Consider the following 17953-nt stretch of genomic DNA (forward strand, 5'->3'; position numbering starts at 1 on the left):
GTAATTCGAACGACTGTCTGCGAATTCAGACAGCGAGGGAGAATCGCTGTACAGCGCGCTAACAAATCGCTGTACATTTTAGACGCAACCCATCAGCGGACAATTGTCAACCGTAGGGCGATAGAGCCCGTTACTGGCTGACCTTCTGCTCGCCGGGAGGCGTTTCCAACCAATTCTCGATAGAGGAATCATCAATGAGCAAACTTCTCGCAGTCATGATCGCTGGCCTGTTCGCCGCTGGCGCGTACGCCCAGAACCCGGCCGGTACCACGCCCGAACAAGGCAACGCGACCAACAGCAAGCCGCAAGCTCGCGCTGAAGCCAAGAAGGAAGCCAAGCCCGCTGGTCAAGTGGCTCCCGCTGCTGGCGACATCGCCAAGACGCCTGAAGGCGGCGCCTTCGGTGCCGACAAGGCTGGCGTTGCTGGCGAAAAGCGCGCCAAGACCCGCGACGATCGTCGCCGCAACAAGGACGGCAGCGTGAAGCGCAAGGCCACCCAAGGTGGCACGCCTGACATGCCCGGCGCCAAGTAAGCTGGTCTGCCCCCTAAGAAAAGCGCTCTCCGGAGCGCTTTTTTTCGTTCGCAGTTTTGTTCAACCACTGTCAACCGGGGTTCTTGAGGTCCGTTGAATGGAGGCCTTCCGCAGGGAGGTGATCCATATCAACAATCTCAAAGGATTTCTCATGAACAAGCTGATCGCAGCCCTGGTCGCCGGCCTCTTCGCAGCCGGTGCATTCGCCCAAGCCGCCGAACCCGCTTCCGCAGCGCCGGCCGCTCCCGCCGTCCACAAAGCCAAGGCCAAGCACACGGTCAAGAAGCACAAGGTGCGCCACGTCTCCAAGGCCCACGCGGCCGCCGCCAAGAAGGTGTAAGCTTTCAAGCTCCCGGCAATGCCCGCTTCAGCGGGCATTTTTATTGGTCACGGGCCGACCTCGTGTGTCGCCGCCCCGAAAGAGTCATCCGATGTTTCAGCGTCTCGCCGCGCTGCTTCTGGTGTCCGCGTCCTTCCTGGCGCCGGCCCACGCGCAGCAGCAAATCCAACCGCAACCCCAAACCGATCTGGCACGCACGCAGTTGTCGGTCGGCCTCTACAAGATCGATGCGCAGGTGGCGCAATCGCCCCGCGAACGCGAGATCGGCCTGATGTTCCGCAAGACGATGCCGCAGGCCGAGGGCATGATCTTCGTCTTCGAGCAGCCGGCCACGCAGTGCTTCTGGATGCGCAACACCCTGTTGCCGCTGACCGCCGCCTTCGTGGCCGACGACGGCCGCATCGTCAACCTGGTCGACATGCAGCCGATGACCGAGAACTCGCATTGCTCCGAGGAGCCGGTGCGCTACGTGCTCGAGATGAACCAGGGCTGGTTCGCCAAGAAGAACATCAAAAAGGGTGCCAAGCTCGGCGGCGAGCTCTTCTCGGCCGCCAAGCGCTGAGCAATTGAACGCCCGTAAAAAAGCCGACCCGCAGGTCGGCTTTTTTCATGGCGAGCGCCAGATCCGGCTTCAGCCGAAGTTCTTCGCTGCGAAGTCCCAGTTGGCCAGCTTGGCCAGGAAGGTCTCGACGAACTTCGGGCGCAGGTTGCGGTAGTCGATGTAGTACGCGTGTTCCCACACGTCCACCGTCAGCAGCGCGGTGTCGGCGGTGGTCAGCGGCGTGCCGGCGGCGCCGGTGTTCACGATGTCCACCGAACCGTCGGCCTTCTTCACCAGCCAGGTCCAGCCCGAGCCGAAGTTGCCCACGGCCGACTTCACGAAGGCTTCCTTGAAGGCGTCGTAGCTGCCCCACTTGGCATCGATGGCCTTGGCCAGCGCGCCGGTGGGTGCGCCGCCGCCTTGCGGCTTCATGCAGTTCCAGAAGAAGGTGTGGTTCCAGATCTGGGCGGCGTTGTTGTAGATGCCGCCGCTGGACTTCTTGACGATCTCTTCGAGCGTCATCGCTTCGAACTCGGTGCCCTTTTGCAGGTTGTTCAGGTTCACCACATAGGCGTTGTGGTGCTTGCCGTGGTGGTACTCGAGCGTTTCCTTCGAATACTCGGGGGCCAGTGCGTCGATGGCGTACGGCAGGGGTGGGAGCACATGTTCCATGGTTTTTTCTCGTGGGTTGGTTGTGGGGAATGAAGGATTCTAGGAAGTAATCATGGGGGCGGCGTCAGACGTGTTCCCGTCGCGCCGCCGGGCGTCACGGTCAGGTCGACCGAGCCATCCGAAAGGCGTGCGACCACGGCATCACCGGCCTGCAGGCTGCCTGCGCTGATGACCGCCCGGCCTTCGCCGTCGGTCAGCAAGGCATAGCCGCGCTGCAGCACCAGGGCCGGGTCGAGCAGCCGCAGGCGCAGGGCCACGCGTTCGAGCCGCTCGCGCCGCTGCGTCAGCGAACGCGTGAACTTCGCGGAGAAATCGGTGGCGATGGCCTGCGGCACCTGCGCCAATCGCTCCCGGCGCGACAGCACCGCGTAGTGCAACCGCTGCGCGTGGTGCGCCAGCCGCAACTGCTGGCGCGCGACCAGGCCCGAGGGACGCCCCAGCCGCGCGGCCGCCTGGTCCAGCCGTTGGCCGAGCACATCGAGCCGCCCGCCCAGCGCATCGCCGAGCCGTTCATCGAGCAGGTCGAGCGCGCCGAGCCACAGGTCGCGCGGCGCGCTGACGAGTTCCGCGGCGGCCGTGGGCGTCGGCGCCCGCAGGTCGGCGCAGAAATCGGCAATGGTGAAATCGGTTTCGTGCCCCACGCCGCTGATCACCGGCACAGGACTCTGCACGATGGTGCGCGCCAGCGTTTCGTCGTTGAAGGCCCAGAGGTCCTCGATGGAGCCGCCACCGCGCACCAGCAGGATCACGTCGACGGCCGGCTCCAGCGTGTAGAGCGACTGCAAGGCGCGCACCAGGTCGGCCGGCGCACTGGCCCCCTGCACTGCCGACGGCGCCAGCACCACGGGAATATGTGGCACGCGCCGCCGCAGCGCGGTCACGACGTCATGCAGCGCCGCAGCGCCCAGCGAGGTGACGACGCCCACGGCGCGTGGCATGGACGGCAGCGCCCGCTTGCGCGCCGGATCGAACAGGCCCTCGGCTTCGAGGCGCGCCTTGCGCTGCAGGAACTGCTCGAACAACGCGCCCTGCCCCGCGCGCCGCAGGCTTTCGACCACCAGCTGCAGATCGCCACGCGGCTCGTACACCGCCAGCCGGCCACGCACCTCGACCTGGTCGCCGTCGCGCGGCGTGAAGTCGAGCAGACTCGCCGCGCGACGGAACATCGCGCAGCGCAGCTGGCCGGATTCGTCCTTGAGCGAGAAATAGCAATGACCGCTCGATGCGCGCGAGAAACCCGAAATTTCCCCGCGCACCGAGACCGGGTTGAAGCGCGCATCGAGCGCATCGGCCACCGCGCGGCACAGCGCGCCCACGGCCCACACGCGCGGCCCGGGCACGGCATTCGGCTCCCTGAAGCTCATTGCGCCCCTCCGCCACCGAGCGCCACTCTTCCACAACGGGCGCCGCGCCCCCCACTTTGGAGGGGTATGGTGGAACAGATGCACGAGTTCTCGTGCAAGCTGTTGATTTCATTAAACAAAGTGCTGCTCAAAATTCAATCGATCTAACGGAAAGCCCGTCCCATGCGGGTTCGGCGGCATTGCGCGATGGGTTAATCACAAAGTTATCCACAGAATCTGTGCGTCCTTGCCGACACGCAAACAAGCCGCGAGCCGATGGTGGCTCGGTGGATAATCGCCGCGCATTTGCAGTCTACGGGCCGGAGGATTTTCTTGTTTTCCATCATTGTTGCCGCGGGCTGGCCAATCTGGCCATTGCTCGCCTGTTCGGTCATCGCACTCGCGCTGGTCATTGAACGTTTCACCAGCCTCAAGACCGTCAAGGTCCTGCCGCCGAAGCTGCTGGACGAGACCATCACCGTGTCGCGCGGCGCGGTTCCCGGCCCCGATGTCGTGACCAAACTGGAAAGCAACTCGATGCTCGGCCAGGTGCTGGCCGCCGGCCTGCGCGCGCTGAACGCCAACCCGCGCTGCACCGAAGACGACCTGCGCGCCGCCATGGAGGCCTCGGGCCGCACCGTGGCGCACAAGCTGGAGCGCTACCTGCCGGCGCTGGCCACCATCGCCTCGGCGGCGCCGCTGCTCGGCCTGCTGGGCACGGTGATCGGCATGATCGAGATCTTCGGCTCGCAGTCGCCCGGTAGCGGTGCCGTCGGTTCGGGCAACCCGGCGCAGCTGGCGCACGGCATCTCGATCGCGCTGTACAACACGGCCTTCGGCCTGATCGTGGCCATTCCGACACTGATCTTCTGGCGCTACTTCCGCAGCCGCGTCGACGAGTACCTGCTGAACCTCGAACTCTCGGGCGAGCGCTTTGCCCGCCACCTGAACGCCCTGCGCAAATGAGCTCGCGCGGCCGCATGCAGTTTCGCCACGGCGCGCGCGACGAGCCGGAGATCAACCTGATCCCGTTCATCGACGTGCTGCTGGTCGTGCTGATCTTCCTGATGCTGTCGACCACCTACAGCAAGTTCACCGAGATGCAGCTGCGGCTGCCGACCGCGGACGTCGACGCCCAGCGCGACTACCCGAAAGAGGTGATCGTGGCAGTGTCGGCTGACGGCCGCTACGTGATCAACAAGTCGCCGCTGGCGGACCGCAGCGTCGACACTGTGGCCGCCGCGCTCGGCGCCGCCGCCACCGGCGGCAAGGACAGCGTCGTGATCATCAGCGCCGATGCCGCCAGCCCGCACCAGGCCGTGGTGACGGTGATGGAGGCCGCGCGCCGCGCCGGCCTGATGCAGATCACCTTCGCCGCCCAGTCGACGGCCCAGGCCGGTCACTGAGTGTCGACCGGCGCGCGGCTGCAGGACGCCTGGCTGCGCCGCGGTGCGCTGGCCTGCCTGCTGTGGCCGCTGTCGCAGCTCTACGGCGCCCTCTTCGCGCTGCGGCGCGCCTTCTACCGATGGGGTTGGCAGAAGACCGGACGCGTGCCGGTACCCGTGATCGTGGTCGGCAATGTGATCGCGGGTGGGGCCGGCAAGACACCGGTCGTGATGGCTGTCGTGCGCCACCTGCAGGCGCGTGGCCTGCGGGTGGGCGTGGTGTCGCGCGGCTACGGCCGCCGCACCGACGACTGCCGTGAAGTCCAGGCCGACAGTGATCCGCAGGACGTCGGCGACGAACCCGCGCTGATCCACCATGCCACCAGCGCGCCCGTCTTCGTGGCCCGGCAGCGCATCGAGGCTGCGCGCGCCCTGCTCGAACAACACCCGGCCACGCAGGTCATCGTCAGCGACGACGGCCTGCAGCATCTGGCGCTGGCGCGCGACATCGAGATCTGCGTGTTCGACGACCGCGGTGTCGGCAACGGCTGGCTGCTGCCGGCCGGCCCCCTGCGCGAGCCGTGGCCGCGCCATTGCGACCTGCTGCTGCACAGCGGCGAGCGGCCCGCCTTCGCCGAGGGCTACACCGCCACCCGCGAGCTGGCGCCGTACGCCTTCGCGAAGGACGGCCGGCGCATCCCGCTCGACACGCTCGCCGGCCAGCCTGTGATCGCGCTCGCCGCCATCGCGCGGCCGGAGGCCTTCTTCACGATGCTGCGTGCTCGCGGCCTGACGCTCGCAGACACCCTCGCGCTGCCTGACCACCACGATTTCAGCGGTTGGCAACGACCAGCCGGTCCCGCCCTGCCCCTCGTCTGCACGGAAAAAGACGCCGTCAAGCTCTGGCACCAGGCGCCCGACGCGCTCGCCGTGCCGCTGCACTTCGAACCCTCGCCGGCGTTCTTCGCCGCCCTCGACGCAAAGCTATCATCGCTCGATGGATACCAAGCTGCTTGAACTGCTCGTCTGCCCCGTCACCAAGGGCCCGCTGACCTGGAACGCCGAGAAGCAGGAGCTCTGCTCGCGCAGCGCGCGTCTGGCCTACCCGGTGCGCGACGGCATCCCGGTGCTGCTCGAGAACGAGGCCCGCACGCTGTCCGACGAAGAGCTGGGCCTGTGAGTTTCACTGTTCTGGTGCCGGCCCGGCTGGCTTCGACGCGACTTCCCAACAAACCGCTGGCCGACATCGCGGGCCTGCCGATGGTCGTGCGCGTGGCACAACGTGCCCGCCAGTCCGGCGCCCTTCGCGTGGTGGTGGCCGGCGATGACGCTTCCATCATCGAGGCCTGCCAAGCGCACGGCGTCGAAGCCCTGCTGACGCGTCAGGACCACCCCAGCGGCACCGACCGGCTGGCCGAAGCCTGCGAACAGCTCGGACTCGACGGTGACGCGATCGTCGTCAACGTGCAGGGCGACGAGCCGCTGATCGACCCCGCGCTGATCGACGCCGTTGCCGCCACGCTGGCCGCGCGCCCGCAGGCCGCGATGAGCACCGCCGTCCATGCGATCGACTCGCTGGCCGACTTCATGAACCCGAACGTGGTGAAGGCCGTGCTCGATGCGCAAGGCCATGCGCTCTATTTCAGCCGCGCGCCGATCCCCTGGTGGCGCGACGGCTCGTCGGGCGGTGCGGCGCCGTCGGTGCTGCCCAGCCCCGCACCGCTGCGCCACATCGGCATCTACGGCTATCGCGCAGGCTTCGTGCGGCAATTTCCGTTGCTGTCGCCCGCCCCTGTCGAAGCCACCGAGGCGCTCGAACAGTTGCGTGCGCTGTGGCACGGACACCGTATCGCGGTGCATGTCAGCGATGTGGCCCCAGGCCCCGGGATCGACACGCCCGAAGACCTGGCACGCGTGCGCGCCGTCTTCGCGGCCGGCTCGCCTGCGTGAGCTGCTGGCCGCCCCGAGGGAGACGGCGGCAATTTGTCACGGGGACGCATGCTATCCTCGATGCAATTCCGCCTCGGCGCGCCTGAGGGCGCGCATGGGGCGCGACACAAAATCTAAGAACCTTCCGAGGACACCATGAGACTTATTTTGCTGGGCGCGCCCGGAGCAGGCAAAGGCACGCAAGCGACCTTCATCTGCCAGAAATATGGCATCCCCCAAATCTCGACCGGCGACATGTTGCGCGCCGCGGTCAAGGCAGGCACCCCCCTCGGGCTGCAGGCCAAGACGATCATGGATTCGGGTGCACTGGTCAGCGACGACCTGATCATCAACCTCGTGAAGGAACGCATCGCGCAGCCCGACTGCAACGGCGGTTTCCTGTTCGACGGCTTCCCGCGCACCATTCCGCAGGCCGACGCCATGAAGGCGGCCGGCGTCAAGCTCGACTACGTGCTCGAGATCGACGTGCCCTTCGGCGACATCATCGAACGCATGAGCGGTCGCCGCTCGCACCCGGCATCGGGCCGCACCTACCACGTCAAATTCAATCCGCCGAAGGTGGAAGGCAAAGACGACGTGACCGGTGAAGAGCTGATCCAGCGCGAAGACGACAAGGAAGAGACCGTACGCAAGCGGCTCGACGTCTACAGCCAGCAGACCCGTCCGCTGGTCGACTACTACTCGGCCTGGGCCAAGACCGATCCGGCCGCCGCGCCGAAGTACCGCGCCATCCAGGGCGTGGGCACGGTCGACGAGATCACGCAGCGCGCGCTTGCCGCACTGAACAGCTGATTCAGAGGCTGATTCGTCAGCCTCTTTCTCCTAGCCGCCCTCCGATTCCGGGAGGGCGGCCACTCCCAAGAGTTCCAGCACCAGCGCAACCCGCGCCTTCACCGGCGTGAGTGCGCCCGCATCCCGCAGCCCGTCACCGGGTTTCGGCAGGATGCGTCCGTTCGCACAGCGCGTGGCGCGCAGCACGGAGACACCGCCGTCCTGCGCCTTCAACGCCGCGGCTTCCAGTGCATGGTGCACGGTGCCGTTGCCAGTCGTGGCCACGACCAGCCCGCGCAAGGGCTCAGCCGACGGGAGCAGCAACGCCTCCACGATCGCACCGCTCGCGCCCGCGTGGCTCATGACGATCTCGACGCGGGGCCACGGCTTCAACACCGCCTCCAGCCGCGCCGCATCGAACGGCGCGCCCTGCGGCCACGCACGCACGCGCCGCACTTCGCCCTCCTCCACATAGCCGACCGGCCCCGCATCGCCCGACGCGAAGGCATCGAGACGGTAGGTGTGCACCTTCTGCACATCGAGGCCGCTGTGGATCGTGCCCGCGCACACCACCGTCACGCCCTGCGCGCCCGGTGTCGAGGCCACGGCAAGCGCGTCGCGCACGTTCTGCGGGCCATCGGGCGACAGGGCCGTCGCCGGGCGCATCGCGCAGGTCAGCACCACCGGCTTGGCTGGTGCCAGCACGGCGTGCAGGAAGAAGGCGGTCTCTTCCAGCGTGTCGGTGCCGTGCGTGACCACGATGCCGGCCACATCGGGCTGCGCCAGCCAATGCGCGCAGCGCGCGGCCAACTGGCGCCAGGTGTCGGCGTCCATGTCCTTGCTGTCGAGCTGCGCGACCTGCTCCGCCACCAGCGCCACGCCGGCCGGCGCCTCGATGCCGCCCAGCAGGTCCGCCACGCCCACCTGTCCGGCGGTGTAGCCGATGTTGTCGCCGCTGCTGGCGGCCTTGCCGGCAATGGTGCCGCCGGTGCCCAGCACGACCACGCGGCGCGTCCCGGACAAAGAGGAATGAGTCATGGCTTGTCAACTTTTGAAAACTGGTTAAAAATACAGGTACTGGATATCTAGCCAGTGCCGCAAGGAAACCACTATGCAGTTCGCAGTGAAGCTTACCGCCCGCCAGCAGCAGATCCTGGACCTGATCCAGGGCGCCATCGCACGCACCGGTGCGCCGCCCACGCGCGCCGAAATCGCCAACGAGCTGGGCTTCAAGTCGGCCAACGCCGCCGAGGAGCACCTGCAGGCCCTGGCCCGCAAGGGCGTGATCGAACTCGTCAGCGGCACGTCGCGCGGCATCCGCCTCAAGGGCGACGCGCTGCGCTCGCTCCACGAAACGCGCCATCGCGAAGGCAACCAGTTCTCGCTCTCGCTGCCCGGCATGGCCCAGCTCGCGCTGCCGCTCATCGGCCGCGTCGCGGCAGGTTCGCCCATCCTCGCGCAAGAGCACGTCGACCAGACCTACTACGTCGAGAACACGCTGTTCCAGCGCCAGCCGGACTACCTGCTCAAGGTGCGCGGCATGTCGATGCGCGACGCCGGCATCATGGACGGCGACCTGCTCGCCGTGCAGGCCACGAAGGAAGCGCGCAACGGCCAGATCGTGGTGGCACGCCTGGGCGAAGAAGTCACCGTGAAGCGCCTGAAGCGCAACAAGCAGGTGATCGAGCTGCACGCCGAGAACCCCGACTACCCGACCATCATCGTCCAGCCCGGCGAGCCCTTCGAGATCGAAGGCCTCGCGGTCGGCCTCATCCGCAACACGATGCTGATGTAGCCCCGGGCCTGCTGCCCACACGCAGCAGCACCTCATCCGGCCGCGACAGGTGGCGGGCGTATGGCGCGAAGTCGCCATCACCCTGTCGTGGCCGATTCAAGAAATCCTGCCTGTGTTCAACCTCATACTTTTTTGGAGTTCACATGGGAATCGCCCTCCTCGCCATCGCCGACCTCTGGTCGCCCCTGCAATCGCTGGCCACCCGCTGGATGCCCGCCCGCCGCCCTGCGCATGGTGAGAGCGGCGACGCAGCGGCCGGCTTGCGCTACGTGGCCATTCGCCCGGCCTGCACGGCACGCACCGCCGGCAGCCCGGCGCCGGCCGCGTCACCGTCCGCCGCCACGCCCGCCCGCCCGCTGCGCGTGGTCCGCGTGGTCGACCGGCAAGGCTCGCAGCGCGGCTGCGCCAACCGGGTCGTGATTTCCGGCCGCATGGCCGACGTGTGCGCTGAACTCGACCGGCTCGCCGCATTGGAAGCCGCGGAAACAGGCAGCGGCACGCCCCGCCCCAGCCACCTGCACTGAGAAAGTGCAAACGAACCCGCCGTGCCTGCGCACTCTGTGCGCCCCTCATGCGCACGGCGGATTCACTGGAATCGGCCTGAAACAGGCCTTCCGGCCGCCATCCGGTGCCGGGTATCCAAACGTTCACACGTGCGACGTGCCGATGCTGCGAGGCACAATGGCATGCCATGAACATTGTGATCCTCGACGACTACCAGGACGCCGTGCGCAAGCTGCAGTGCGCTGCCAAGCTGGACGCTTACGCCGCCAAGGTCTACACCAACACGGTCAAAGGCATCGGTCAGCTGTCGGTTCGCCTCAAGGATGCGGACGTCATCGTGCTCATCCGCGAGCGCAGCCAGATCTCCCGCCAGCTGATCGAGAAGCTGCCCAAGCTCAAGCTGATTTCCCAGACCGGCCGCGTCGGCGGCCACATCGACGTCACGGCCTGCACCGAACGCGGTGTGGCGGTGGCCGAGGGCTCGGGCTCGCCGCAGGCGCCCGCCGAACTCACCTGGGCGCTGATCATGGCGGCCATGCGCCGCCTGCCGCAGTACATCAGCAACCTCAAGCACGGGGCCTGGCAGCAGTCGGGCCTCAAGTCGGCGTCGATGCCGCCGAATTTCGGCGTGGGCTCGGTGCTCAAGGGCAAGACGCTGTGCATCTGGGGCTATGGCCGCATCGGCCAGCTGGTGGCGCGCTACGGACAGGCCTTCGGCATGCAGGTCGTGATCTGGGGCCGCGAGGCCAGCTGCGCCAAGGCGCGCTCCGACGGCTTCCAGGTGGCACAGAACCGCCACGAATTCTTTGCCGCGGCCGACGTGCTGTCGGTGCACCTGCGGCTCAACGAGGACACCCAGGGCCTCGTCAAGCTCGAAGACCTCTCGCGCATGAAGCCGACGGCGCTGTTCGTCAACACCTCGCGCGCCGAGCTGGTGGAGGCCGATGCCTTGCTGGCTGCGCTCAACCGCGGCCGCCCCGGGCTGGCGGCCATCGACGTGTTCGAGAGCGAACCGCCGCTGCAGGGCCATGCGCTGCTGCGCCTCGAGAACTGCATCTGCACGCCGCACATCGGCTACGTCGAGCAGGAAAGCTACGAAAGCTACTTCGGCCAGGCGTTCGACAACGTCGTGAGCTTCATCAAGGGCAACCCCACGAACATCGTGAATCCCGGCGCGCTGCAGGTCCGGCGGTGAACCCATGAGCCGGCCCGCGCCGCAGCGAGGCGCGCTCTGGGCGCTGCTGGCCGGCAATTTCGTGATCGGCACGGGCGTGATGGTCGTGCCCGGCACCCTCAATGAGATCAGCGCCTCCTTGGCCATCAAGGTCGCCACGGCCGGCCAGCTGATCAGCGCGGCCGCCTTCGTGATGTGCCTGGGCGCCCCGCTGCTGGCCGCCGCCGTCGCTGGCTGGGACCGCCGCAAGCTGCTGGCCCTCACCCTGCTCTGGTACGCCGCGTGGCACGTGGTCGCGGCGCTCGTGCCCAGCTTCGGCGCGCTGCTGCCGGTGCGCATGCTGACGGTGATCGCGCCCGCCATCTTCACGCCCCAGGCCGCGGCCTGCGCCGGCATGCTGGTGCCGCCCGAGCAGCGCGGGCGCGCCGTCACCTTCGTCTTTCTCGGCTGGTCGGTGGCCTCGGTGCTGGGCCTGCCGATCGGCGCGCTGATCGGCGGCCACCTGGGCTGGCGCATGGCTTTCATGGCCATCGCGGCGCTCAGCGTCGTGAGCGCCGCCTCGGTCTGGCTCACGCTGCCCAGCGGCATCCGGCCCGCCGCGCTCACGGCCGCCGCCTGGTCGCGCGTGCTGCGCAGCCCGGTGCTGATGGGCATCGTGTCGGTCACGGCCCTGCAGGGCGTCGGCCAGTTCGTGCTGTTCAGCTATTTCGGCCCGCTGCTCAAGCAGGGCTTCGGCGCCGACGCCAACACGCTGAGCCTGATGTGGGCGCTGTTCGGCGCCTTCGGCCTGCTGGGCAACATGCTGGTGAGCCGCTACATCGACCGCGTCGGCGCCGGGCGCATGGTGCTGCTGACGACCGGGCTGATCGCGCTGAGCCTGCTGCTGTGGCCGCTGGCCAGCACGCTGGCGTGGCTCGCGGTGGTGCTCGTGCCCTGGGGCCTGGGCTGCTTCGCCACCAACTCCTCGCAGCAGGCGCGCCTCGTAGGGCTGGCGCCCGCCCTGGCGCCGGGCTCGGTGGCGCTCAACAGCTCGGGCATCTACATCGGCCAGGCCCTGGGCGCGGCGCTGGGCGGCTGGCTGCTGGCGAACGACGCCACCGAGTGGATGAGCCGGGTCGGTTTTGCACTGATGCTGCTGGCCATGGGCCTGAGCATCGCCATCGACCGCAGCCGCCGCCCGGCCTGATTCCGATGCCCCGCGTAACACCCGGGGCGCGGGCCTCCCGCGAGATTGCAAAATCGGAGCTTTCGTCCGCGTCGCGCACCCGCGCCGGCGTGGCCGCCCCGGACACCCACCAACCCATGAGAACCTTGATCCCATGACAGTGAACTACCCCCGAATCGGCGTGATCGGCGCCGGCGCCATGGGGCGCGGCATCGCGCAGATCGCCGCCCAGGCCGGCAGCGAAGTGCTGCTGCTCGACAGCTTCGCCGGTGCCGCCGAGCGCGGCCGCGAAGCCCTCGCCGCCCAATGGAACAAGCTGCACGAGAAGGGCAAGATCGACGCCCCCACGCGCGACGCCTACGTGGCGCGCGTGAAGGCGGTCGACGGCATGCAGGCGCTCGCAGGCTGCGACCTCGTGGTCGAGGCCGTGGTCGAGAACCTCGAGGTCAAGCGCACGCTGTTTCGCGAGCTCGAGGACGTGGTCGCGCCCACCACCACGCTGGTCACCAACACCTCGTCGCTGTCGGTCACGGCCATCGCGGCCGGCCTGCAGCACCCCGCGCGTTTCGCGGGCTTCCACTTCTTCAACCCAGTGCCGCTCATGAAGGTGGTCGAGGTGGTGGCGGGCTTCAAGACCTCGCCCGAGGTCTGCCAGAAATTGGCCGGCTACGCCGCGCAGATGGGCCACAGCGCCGTGCAGGCGCAGGACACGCCCGGCTTCATCGTCAACCACGCGGGCCGCGGCTACGGCACCGAGGCGCTGCGCATCGTCGGCGAAGGCGTGGCCGACTTCACCACCATCGACCGCATCCTGAGGGACCAGGCCGGCTTTCGCCTCGGCCCGTTCGAGCTGCTCGACCTGACGGCGCTCGACGTGTCGCATCCGGTGATGGAGTCGATCTACCACCAGTACTTCGAAGAGCCGCGCTTCCGACCCAGCGTGATCACCGCGCAGCGCCTGGCCGCTGGCGCACTCGGCCGCAAGACGGGCGAAGGCTTCTACCGCTATGAAGACGGCGTGATGCAGCAAACGCCCGAAGCGCCGGCGCCGGTGATCGAAGGCACGCCCGCGGTCTGGGTGTCGCCGCGCGCCGCGCGCCGCGCCGAGCTGCTGCGCCTGGTGAACACGCTGGGTGCGCAGATCGACAGCGGCAGCGCCCCCGCACCGCAGTCGATCATCCTGGTCGCGCCGCTGGGCTTCGACGTGACGACGGTCGCGGCGGTCGAGCGGCTGGACGCCACGCGCACCGTCGGCATCGACATGCTGATCGACGACGCCGCCACCAAGCGCCGCGTGCTCGCCACCAACCCGGCCACGCGCCGCGACGTGCGCGACGCCGCGCACGCCCTCTTCGCGCGCGACGGCAAGGCCGTGAGCGTGATCCGCGACAGCGGCGGCTTCGTCACGCAGCGCGTGATCGGCGCCATCGTCAACATCGCCGCCGACATGTGCCAGCAGCGCGTGTGCACGCCGGTCGACCTCGAGACCGCCGTGCAATTGGGCCTGGGCTATCCGCGCGGCCCGCTCGCCATGGGCAACCTGTACGGGCCGACCAACATGCTCGAGGTGCTGTTCAACCTGCAGACCGTGTATGGCGATCCGCGCTATCGCCCGAGCCCGTGGCTGCGCCGCCGCGGCGCGCTGGGCCTGAGCCTGCTGCACGAAGAAGAATAAGCACGCACACCATGACCGCCGAACTCAAGAGCACCAGCGAAGGCAGCACCATGGTGCTGACCATCGTCAACCCGACCCAGCGCAATGCGCTGGGCCCCGAGATCTATGCCGCCGGCATCGAGGCGCTGAACGGCGCCGAGAGCAGCGACGAGATCCGCAGCGTCGTCATCGTGGGCGAAGGCGCGTGGTTCTGCGCCGGCGGCTCGCTGCAGCGGCTGCTGGCCAACCGCCAGCTCGACCGCTCGGTGCAGGCCGAGAGCATCGAGGGCCTGCACAACTGGATCGACTCGATCCGCACCTTCCCCAAGCCGGTGATCGCGGCCGTCGAGGGTGCGGCGGCCGGCGCCGGCTTCTCGCTCGCGCTGGCCTGCGACTTCGTCGTGGCCGCGCGCGACGCCGTGTTCGCGGCCTCGTACAGCAACGTGGCGCTCTCGCCCGACGGCGGCCTCAGCTGGCACCTCGGGCAGGCGCTGCCGCGCCAGCTGGCGAGCGAATGGCTGATGAACGGCGAGCGCATCGAGGCCGCGCGCCTGCATGCCTTCGGCCTCGTCAACGAGCTCACCGACAGCGGACAGGCGCTGGCCGGTGCGCTGGCTCTGGCGACCCGCCTGAACGCGCGCGCGCCGAACTCGCTGGCCAGCATCAAGGAGCTGCTGAGCGACGCGCGCGGCGCCACACTGGCGTCGCAGCTATCGCAGGAGCGCGATCATTTCGTGCGCAACCTGCACCACGCGAACGCGGGCATCGGCATCGCCGCGTTCCTCGACAAGACACCGCCACGCTACGAGTGACGCCTGACGGCGTCGCTCCCGAGACACCCCACAGCTTTTCAGTCGCCGAGAGGACAGACCATGGACGACCCCATTCTTACCATCGAAGAACGTGAAGCGATCAACAGTGGTCGCTGGTTTTCTTCCCTATCTCCATCGCTACGGCACGACATCCTCCGATGCGCCTTTGTCAAACGCTACAAGGACGGCGACCTGCTCGCCGCGCGCGGCGACCCGCCCGAGCACTGGATCGCCTGTGCCAAGGGGGCGTTGCGCGTGAGCTCGACCGCGGTGTCGGGCAAGCAGGTGACGCTGACCTACGTCGAGCCGGGCATCTGGTTCGGCGACGTGGCGATGTTCGACGGGGAGCGGCGCACGCACGACACGTACTCGCACGGCGACACCACCGTGCTGTGCGTGGCGCGGGCCGACTTCCAGAAGATCCTGGCCACGCACGTCGAGCTGTACGAAGCGCTGATGCGGCTGCAGGCGCGCCGCATCCGCACGCTGTTCGGGCTGGTGGAAGACCTCAACACCCTGCCCTTGCGCGCACGCCTGGCCAAGCAGCTCATCCACCTGGTGCGCAGCTACGGCGTGCCCAACCTGGACGACGGCAGCCAGACGCGCATCGGCCTGCAACTGGCGCAGGAAGAACTCGCGCAATTGCTCGGCGCCTCGCGCCAGCGGGTCAACCAGGAACTCAAGACGATGGAGCGCGAGGGCACCATCCGGATCGAGCCGGCCGGACTGGTCGTGCTGGACCGCTCGGCGCTGATGCACATCTCTGAAGCAGACAACTAAAAAAGATTCGACATGAGCCAGGACTTCTCCAGTTTCATCGGCACCCGCGCGGTGTCCCAACAGCACACCTTCGACGTGGACGCGCTCGCGGCCTGGCTCGAAAAGAACCTCGAGGGCTTCCAGGGGCCGCTGACGGTCGAGATGTTCAAGGGCGGTCAGTCCAACCCGACCTACAAGCTCGTCACGCCCACGCAAAGCTACGTGATGCGCGCCAAGCCCGGCCCGGTCGCCAAGCTGCTGCCCTCGGCCCATGCGGTCGAGCGCGAATACAAGGTCATGCGCGGCCTGCAGGGCACCGACGTGCCCGTGCCGCGCATGTACTGCCTGTGCGAAGACGAGTCCATCATCGGCCGCGCCTTCTACATCATGGAGTTCATGCAGGGCCGCGTGCTGTGGGACCAGTCGCTGCCCGGCTTCAGCAACGCCGAACGCGCGGCCTACTACGACGAAATGAACCGCGTCATCGCGGCGCTGCACACGGTCGACTTCGCCGCCCGCGGCCTGGGCGACTACGGCAAGCCCGGCAACTACTTCGAGCGCCAGATCGGCCGCTGGAGCAAGCAGTACAAGGCCTCGGCCGACGACGCCGGCGAACTGTCGCAGCCCATCGAGGCCATGGAGCGCCTGATCGACTGGCTCCCCGCCCACATGCCGGCGAGCGCACGCGACGAGAGCAAGGTCTCGATCGTGCATGGCGACTACCGCCTGGACAACGTGATGTTCCATGCCACCGAGCCGCGCATCATCGCGGTGCTCGACTGGGAGCTCTCCACGCTGGGCCACCCACTGGCCGACTTCAGCTACCACTGCATGTCGTGGCACATGCCCCCCACCACCGGCCGCGGCATCGGCGGCGTGGACGTGGCGGCGCTGGGCATTCCCACCGAGAGCGAATACATCGCCCGCTATTGCGAGCGCACGCGCATCAGCACGCCCGAGGCGCTGGCGCCCGACTGGAATTTCTACCAGGCCTACAACCTGTTTCGCATGGCCGCCATCCTGCAGGGCATTGCGAAACGCGTCGAAGCCGGTACTGCATCGAGCGAGCAAGCCGTGGCGTCCGCCCGTGGCGCACGGCCGATGGCCGAGATGGCCTGGCAATTTGCCCAAAAGGCATAGCCAGCCCTCCCCCTTAACCCCACCAGGAGACAGCATGGATTTCGAATATTCGGCCAAAACCAAGGAGCTTCAGAAGCGCGTTCTCGCCTTCATGGAAGACCACATCTACCCGGCCGAAGCCGAGTACAGCGCCGAACTGGCCGCCAACACGGTCGCCGGCAAGCGCTGGAGCGCCCTGCAGACCGTCGAGAAGCTCAAGGCCAAGGCCAAGGCACAAGGCCTGTGGAACCTGTTCCTGCCGGTCGACAGCGCCTCGGCCTCGGGCTATGAGGGTGCGGGCCTGACCAACCAGGAATACGCCCCGCTGGCCGAGATCATGGGCCGGGTGCCATGGGCCTCCGAAGCCTTCAACTGCTCGGCGCCCGACACCGGCAACATGGAAACCATCGCCCGCTACGGCTCGGAAGAGATCAAGGCGCGCTGGCTCAAGCCGCTGCTCGAAGGCCAGATCCGCTCGGCCTTCGCCATGACCGAACCCGACGTCGCTTCCAGCGATGCCACCAACATCGCCACGCGCATCGAGCGCCAGGGCGACGAGTACGTCATCAACGGCCACAAGTGGTGGATCTCCGGTGCGGCCGATCCGCGCTGCGCCGTGTTCGTCACCATGGGCAAGACCGATCCCGAAGCGCCCAAGCACTCGCAGCAGAGCATGGTCATCGTGCCGGCCGATGCCAAGGGCATCCGCATCGTGCGTCCGCTGAACGTGATGGGCTACGACGACGCGCCGCACGGCCACGTCGAGATGTACTTCGAGAACGTGCGCGTGCCCGTGGGCAACATCCTGCTGGGCGAAGGCCGCGGCTTCGAGATCGCCCAGGGCCGCCTTGGGCCCGGACGCATCCACCACTGCATGCGCCTGATCGGCCTGGCCGAGCGTGCGCTCGAGCTGATGTGCAAGCGCGCCTCGTCGCGCGTGGCCTTCGGCAAGACCGTCGCCTCGCAGACCGTCACGCAGGAACGCATCGCCGAAGCGCGCTGCAAGATCGACATGGCCCGCCTGCTCACGCTCAAGGCCGCCTGGCTGATGGACGTGGCCGGCAACAAGGTCGCGCGCACCGAGATCGCCATGATCAAGGTGGTGGCGCCCACCATGGCCTGCCAGGTCATCGACTGGGCCATGCAGGTCCACGGCGGCGGCGGCATGTGCGACGACTTCCCGCTGGCCTCGGCCTATGCGCAGGCGCGCACGCTGCGCTTTGCCGACGGTCCGGACGAAGTGCACCGCAACGCGATCGCCAAGTGGGAGCTGGGCAAGTACGCCGCCGACAAGTCGGGTGCCACCGCCGACGCGCCTGTCACGCGCTTCTGATCCGGAAAAAAGAAAGGGCGCGATCGCCGCGCCCTTTTCTTTCTAGTCTGGCCATGCCGCCTACGCCTTGCGCGTCGGCGGCATTTTTATTTACCGCATTCGG

At 67.8% G+C, this 17953-nt stretch carries 21 protein-coding genes; 18 read left to right on the forward strand and 3 right to left on the reverse strand.

The genetic code is table 11. The features are described 5' to 3' along the window. Window positions 1–194 precede the first annotated feature (194 nt). From AC1RAD_RS13995 to AC1RAD_RS14005, 3 genes are all read left to right on the forward strand, one after another. A complete protein-coding gene (locus tag AC1RAD_RS13995; protein ID WP_062471494.1) occupies window positions 195–533 on the forward strand; it encodes a hypothetical protein in 339 nt (112 codons plus the stop codon). A 151-nt stretch (window positions 534–684) separates the two neighbouring features. Next, on the forward strand, window positions 685–873 hold the full coding sequence (locus tag AC1RAD_RS14000) for a hypothetical protein (RefSeq protein ID WP_492736206.1): 189 nt from the start codon (window positions 685–687) through the stop codon (window positions 871–873). Between the two features lie 91 nt (window positions 874–964). Next, complete coding sequence (locus tag AC1RAD_RS14005) at window positions 965–1435, forward strand: DUF192 domain-containing protein (RefSeq protein WP_082548869.1); 471 nt, start codon at window positions 965–967, stop codon at window positions 1433–1435. A gap of 69 nt (window positions 1436–1504) precedes the next feature. Here AC1RAD_RS14005 and AC1RAD_RS14010 read toward each other — a convergent pair whose 3' ends face one another. Beyond that, window positions 1505–2086 carry a superoxide dismutase gene (locus tag AC1RAD_RS14010; protein ID WP_095745206.1) on the reverse strand — a complete coding sequence of 194 codons (582 nt, stop codon included), beginning with the start codon at window positions 2084–2086 and terminating at the stop codon, window positions 1505–1507. Between the two features lie 50 nt (window positions 2087–2136). Then, window positions 2137–3450 carry an exodeoxyribonuclease VII large subunit gene (gene xseA, locus AC1RAD_RS14015; protein ID WP_492735460.1) on the reverse strand — a complete coding sequence of 438 codons (1314 nt, stop codon included), beginning with the start codon at window positions 3448–3450 and terminating at the stop codon, window positions 2137–2139. A gap of 312 nt (window positions 3451–3762) precedes the next feature. On the opposite strand from xseA, the gene AC1RAD_RS14020 reads away from it, so the two are divergent. The 6 genes from AC1RAD_RS14020 (at window position 3763) to adk (ending at window position 7556) form a co-directional block, all read left to right on the forward strand. Then, on the forward strand, window positions 3763–4395 hold the full coding sequence (locus tag AC1RAD_RS14020) for a MotA/TolQ/ExbB proton channel family protein (protein ID WP_095947709.1): 633 nt from the start codon (window positions 3763–3765) through the stop codon (window positions 4393–4395). Window positions 4396–4409: 14 nt separating this feature from the next. Beyond that, the gene (locus tag AC1RAD_RS14025) at window positions 4410–4835 is read left to right on the forward strand and encodes an ExbD/TolR family protein (RefSeq protein WP_062471507.1); all 426 of its coding nucleotides are present in this window, start codon (window positions 4410–4412) and stop codon (window positions 4833–4835) included. Then, window positions 4836–5831 carry a tetraacyldisaccharide 4'-kinase gene (gene lpxK / locus AC1RAD_RS14030; protein ID WP_492735462.1) on the forward strand — a complete coding sequence of 332 codons (996 nt, stop codon included), beginning with the start codon at window positions 4836–4838 and terminating at the stop codon, window positions 5829–5831. It abuts the gene before it with no gap. Continuing rightward, window positions 5812–5994: a Trm112 family protein gene (locus AC1RAD_RS14035; RefSeq protein WP_013541700.1), complete on the forward strand. Its 183-nt coding sequence runs from the start codon at window positions 5812–5814 to the stop codon at window positions 5992–5994. Before lpxK ends, AC1RAD_RS14035 begins: the two co-directional genes overlap by 20 nt. Then, a complete protein-coding gene (kdsB, locus tag AC1RAD_RS14040; protein ID WP_492735464.1) occupies window positions 5991–6764 on the forward strand; it encodes a 3-deoxy-manno-octulosonate cytidylyltransferase in 774 nt (257 codons plus the stop codon). Before AC1RAD_RS14035 ends, kdsB begins: the two co-directional genes overlap by 4 nt. 135 nt (window positions 6765–6899) lie before the next feature. Beyond that, a complete protein-coding gene (adk, locus tag AC1RAD_RS14045) occupies window positions 6900–7556 on the forward strand; it encodes an adenylate kinase (RefSeq protein ID WP_062471515.1) in 657 nt (218 codons plus the stop codon). Window positions 7557–7586: 30 nt separating this feature from the next. Here adk and AC1RAD_RS14050 read toward each other — a convergent pair whose 3' ends face one another. Next, window positions 7587–8573 carry an asparaginase gene (locus AC1RAD_RS14050; RefSeq protein WP_492735466.1) on the reverse strand — a complete coding sequence of 329 codons (987 nt, stop codon included), beginning with the start codon at window positions 8571–8573 and terminating at the stop codon, window positions 7587–7589. 73 nt (window positions 8574–8646) lie between these two features. On the opposite strand from AC1RAD_RS14050, the gene lexA reads away from it, so the two are divergent. The 9 genes from lexA to AC1RAD_RS14095 all read left to right on the forward strand — a co-directional run bounded on the left by lexA (window position 8647) and on the right by AC1RAD_RS14095 (window position 17850). Next, window positions 8647–9330, forward strand: coding sequence for a transcriptional repressor LexA (gene lexA / locus AC1RAD_RS14055; RefSeq protein ID WP_062471522.1), 684 nt, complete (start codon window positions 8647–8649; stop codon window positions 9328–9330). 143 nt (window positions 9331–9473) lie between these two features. After that, window positions 9474–9854, forward strand: coding sequence for a hypothetical protein (locus AC1RAD_RS14060; protein WP_492735468.1), 381 nt, complete (start codon window positions 9474–9476; stop codon window positions 9852–9854). A gap of 167 nt (window positions 9855–10021) precedes the next feature. After that, entirely contained in the window at window positions 10022–11029 is a 1008-nt protein-coding gene (locus AC1RAD_RS14065; RefSeq protein WP_062471528.1) for a D-2-hydroxyacid dehydrogenase family protein, read from the forward strand. Between the two features lie 4 nt (window positions 11030–11033). After that, window positions 11034–12194 (forward strand): MFS transporter, encoded by a 1161-nt coding sequence (locus tag AC1RAD_RS14070; RefSeq protein WP_492735470.1) that lies wholly within the window; start codon window positions 11034–11036, stop codon window positions 12192–12194. Between the two features lie 133 nt (window positions 12195–12327). Beyond that, window positions 12328–13848 (forward strand): 3-hydroxyacyl-CoA dehydrogenase, encoded by a 1521-nt coding sequence (locus AC1RAD_RS14075; RefSeq protein ID WP_492735472.1) that lies wholly within the window; start codon window positions 12328–12330, stop codon window positions 13846–13848. Window positions 13849–13859: 11 nt separating this feature from the next. After that, the gene (locus AC1RAD_RS14080) at window positions 13860–14639 is read left to right on the forward strand and encodes an oxepin-CoA hydrolase, alternative type (protein WP_062471537.1); all 780 of its coding nucleotides are present in this window, start codon (window positions 13860–13862) and stop codon (window positions 14637–14639) included. 60 nt (window positions 14640–14699) lie between these two features. Beyond that, on the forward strand, window positions 14700–15419 hold the full coding sequence (locus AC1RAD_RS14085; RefSeq protein ID WP_062471540.1) for a Crp/Fnr family transcriptional regulator: 720 nt from the start codon (window positions 14700–14702) through the stop codon (window positions 15417–15419). A 12-nt stretch (window positions 15420–15431) separates the two neighbouring features. After that, window positions 15432–16538, forward strand: coding sequence for a phosphotransferase (locus tag AC1RAD_RS14090; protein WP_492735473.1), 1107 nt, complete (start codon window positions 15432–15434; stop codon window positions 16536–16538). Between the two features lie 34 nt (window positions 16539–16572). Then, a complete protein-coding gene (locus tag AC1RAD_RS14095) occupies window positions 16573–17850 on the forward strand; it encodes an acyl-CoA dehydrogenase family protein (RefSeq protein ID WP_062471546.1) in 1278 nt (425 codons plus the stop codon). The last annotated feature ends 103 nt before the right edge of the window (window positions 17851–17953 follow it).

The organism is Variovorax sp. GW823-FHT04B03 (assembly GCF_058796495.1).

Bases quoted from the DNA above. Each gene is read 5' to 3' on its own strand.
- AC1RAD_RS13995 (WP_062471494.1), top strand. From the start codon at position 195: ATGAGCAAACTTCTCGCAGTCATGATCGCTGGCCTGTTCGCCGCTGGC.
- AC1RAD_RS14000 (WP_492736206.1), top strand. From the start codon at position 685: ATGAACAAGCTGATCGCAGCCCTGGTCGCCGGCCTCTTCGCAGCCGGT.
- AC1RAD_RS14005 (WP_082548869.1), top strand. From the start codon at position 965: ATGTTTCAGCGTCTCGCCGCGCTGCTTCTGGTGTCCGCGTCCTTCCTG.
- AC1RAD_RS14010 (WP_095745206.1), bottom strand. From the start codon at position 2,086: ATGGAACATGTGCTCCCACCCCTGCCGTACGCCATCGACGCACTGGCC.
- xseA (WP_492735460.1), bottom strand. From the start codon at position 3,450: ATGAGCTTCAGGGAGCCGAATGCCGTGCCCGGGCCGCGCGTGTGGGCC.
- AC1RAD_RS14025 (WP_062471507.1), top strand. From the start codon at position 4,410: ATGCAGTTTCGCCACGGCGCGCGCGACGAGCCGGAGATCAACCTGATC.
- AC1RAD_RS14035 (WP_013541700.1), top strand. From the start codon at position 5,812: ATGGATACCAAGCTGCTTGAACTGCTCGTCTGCCCCGTCACCAAGGGC.
- adk (WP_062471515.1), top strand. From the start codon at position 6,900: ATGAGACTTATTTTGCTGGGCGCGCCCGGAGCAGGCAAAGGCACGCAA.
- AC1RAD_RS14050 (WP_492735466.1), bottom strand. From the start codon at position 8,573: ATGACTCATTCCTCTTTGTCCGGGACGCGCCGCGTGGTCGTGCTGGGC.
- lexA (WP_062471522.1), top strand. From the start codon at position 8,647: ATGCAGTTCGCAGTGAAGCTTACCGCCCGCCAGCAGCAGATCCTGGAC.
- AC1RAD_RS14060 (WP_492735468.1), top strand. From the start codon at position 9,474: ATGGGAATCGCCCTCCTCGCCATCGCCGACCTCTGGTCGCCCCTGCAA.
- AC1RAD_RS14065 (WP_062471528.1), top strand. From the start codon at position 10,022: ATGAACATTGTGATCCTCGACGACTACCAGGACGCCGTGCGCAAGCTG.
- AC1RAD_RS14070 (WP_492735470.1), top strand. From the start codon at position 11,034: ATGAGCCGGCCCGCGCCGCAGCGAGGCGCGCTCTGGGCGCTGCTGGCC.
- AC1RAD_RS14075 (WP_492735472.1), top strand. From the start codon at position 12,328: ATGACAGTGAACTACCCCCGAATCGGCGTGATCGGCGCCGGCGCCATG.
- AC1RAD_RS14080 (WP_062471537.1), top strand. From the start codon at position 13,860: ATGACCGCCGAACTCAAGAGCACCAGCGAAGGCAGCACCATGGTGCTG.
- AC1RAD_RS14085 (WP_062471540.1), top strand. From the start codon at position 14,700: ATGGACGACCCCATTCTTACCATCGAAGAACGTGAAGCGATCAACAGT.
- AC1RAD_RS14090 (WP_492735473.1), top strand. From the start codon at position 15,432: ATGAGCCAGGACTTCTCCAGTTTCATCGGCACCCGCGCGGTGTCCCAA.
- AC1RAD_RS14095 (WP_062471546.1), top strand. From the start codon at position 16,573: ATGGATTTCGAATATTCGGCCAAAACCAAGGAGCTTCAGAAGCGCGTT.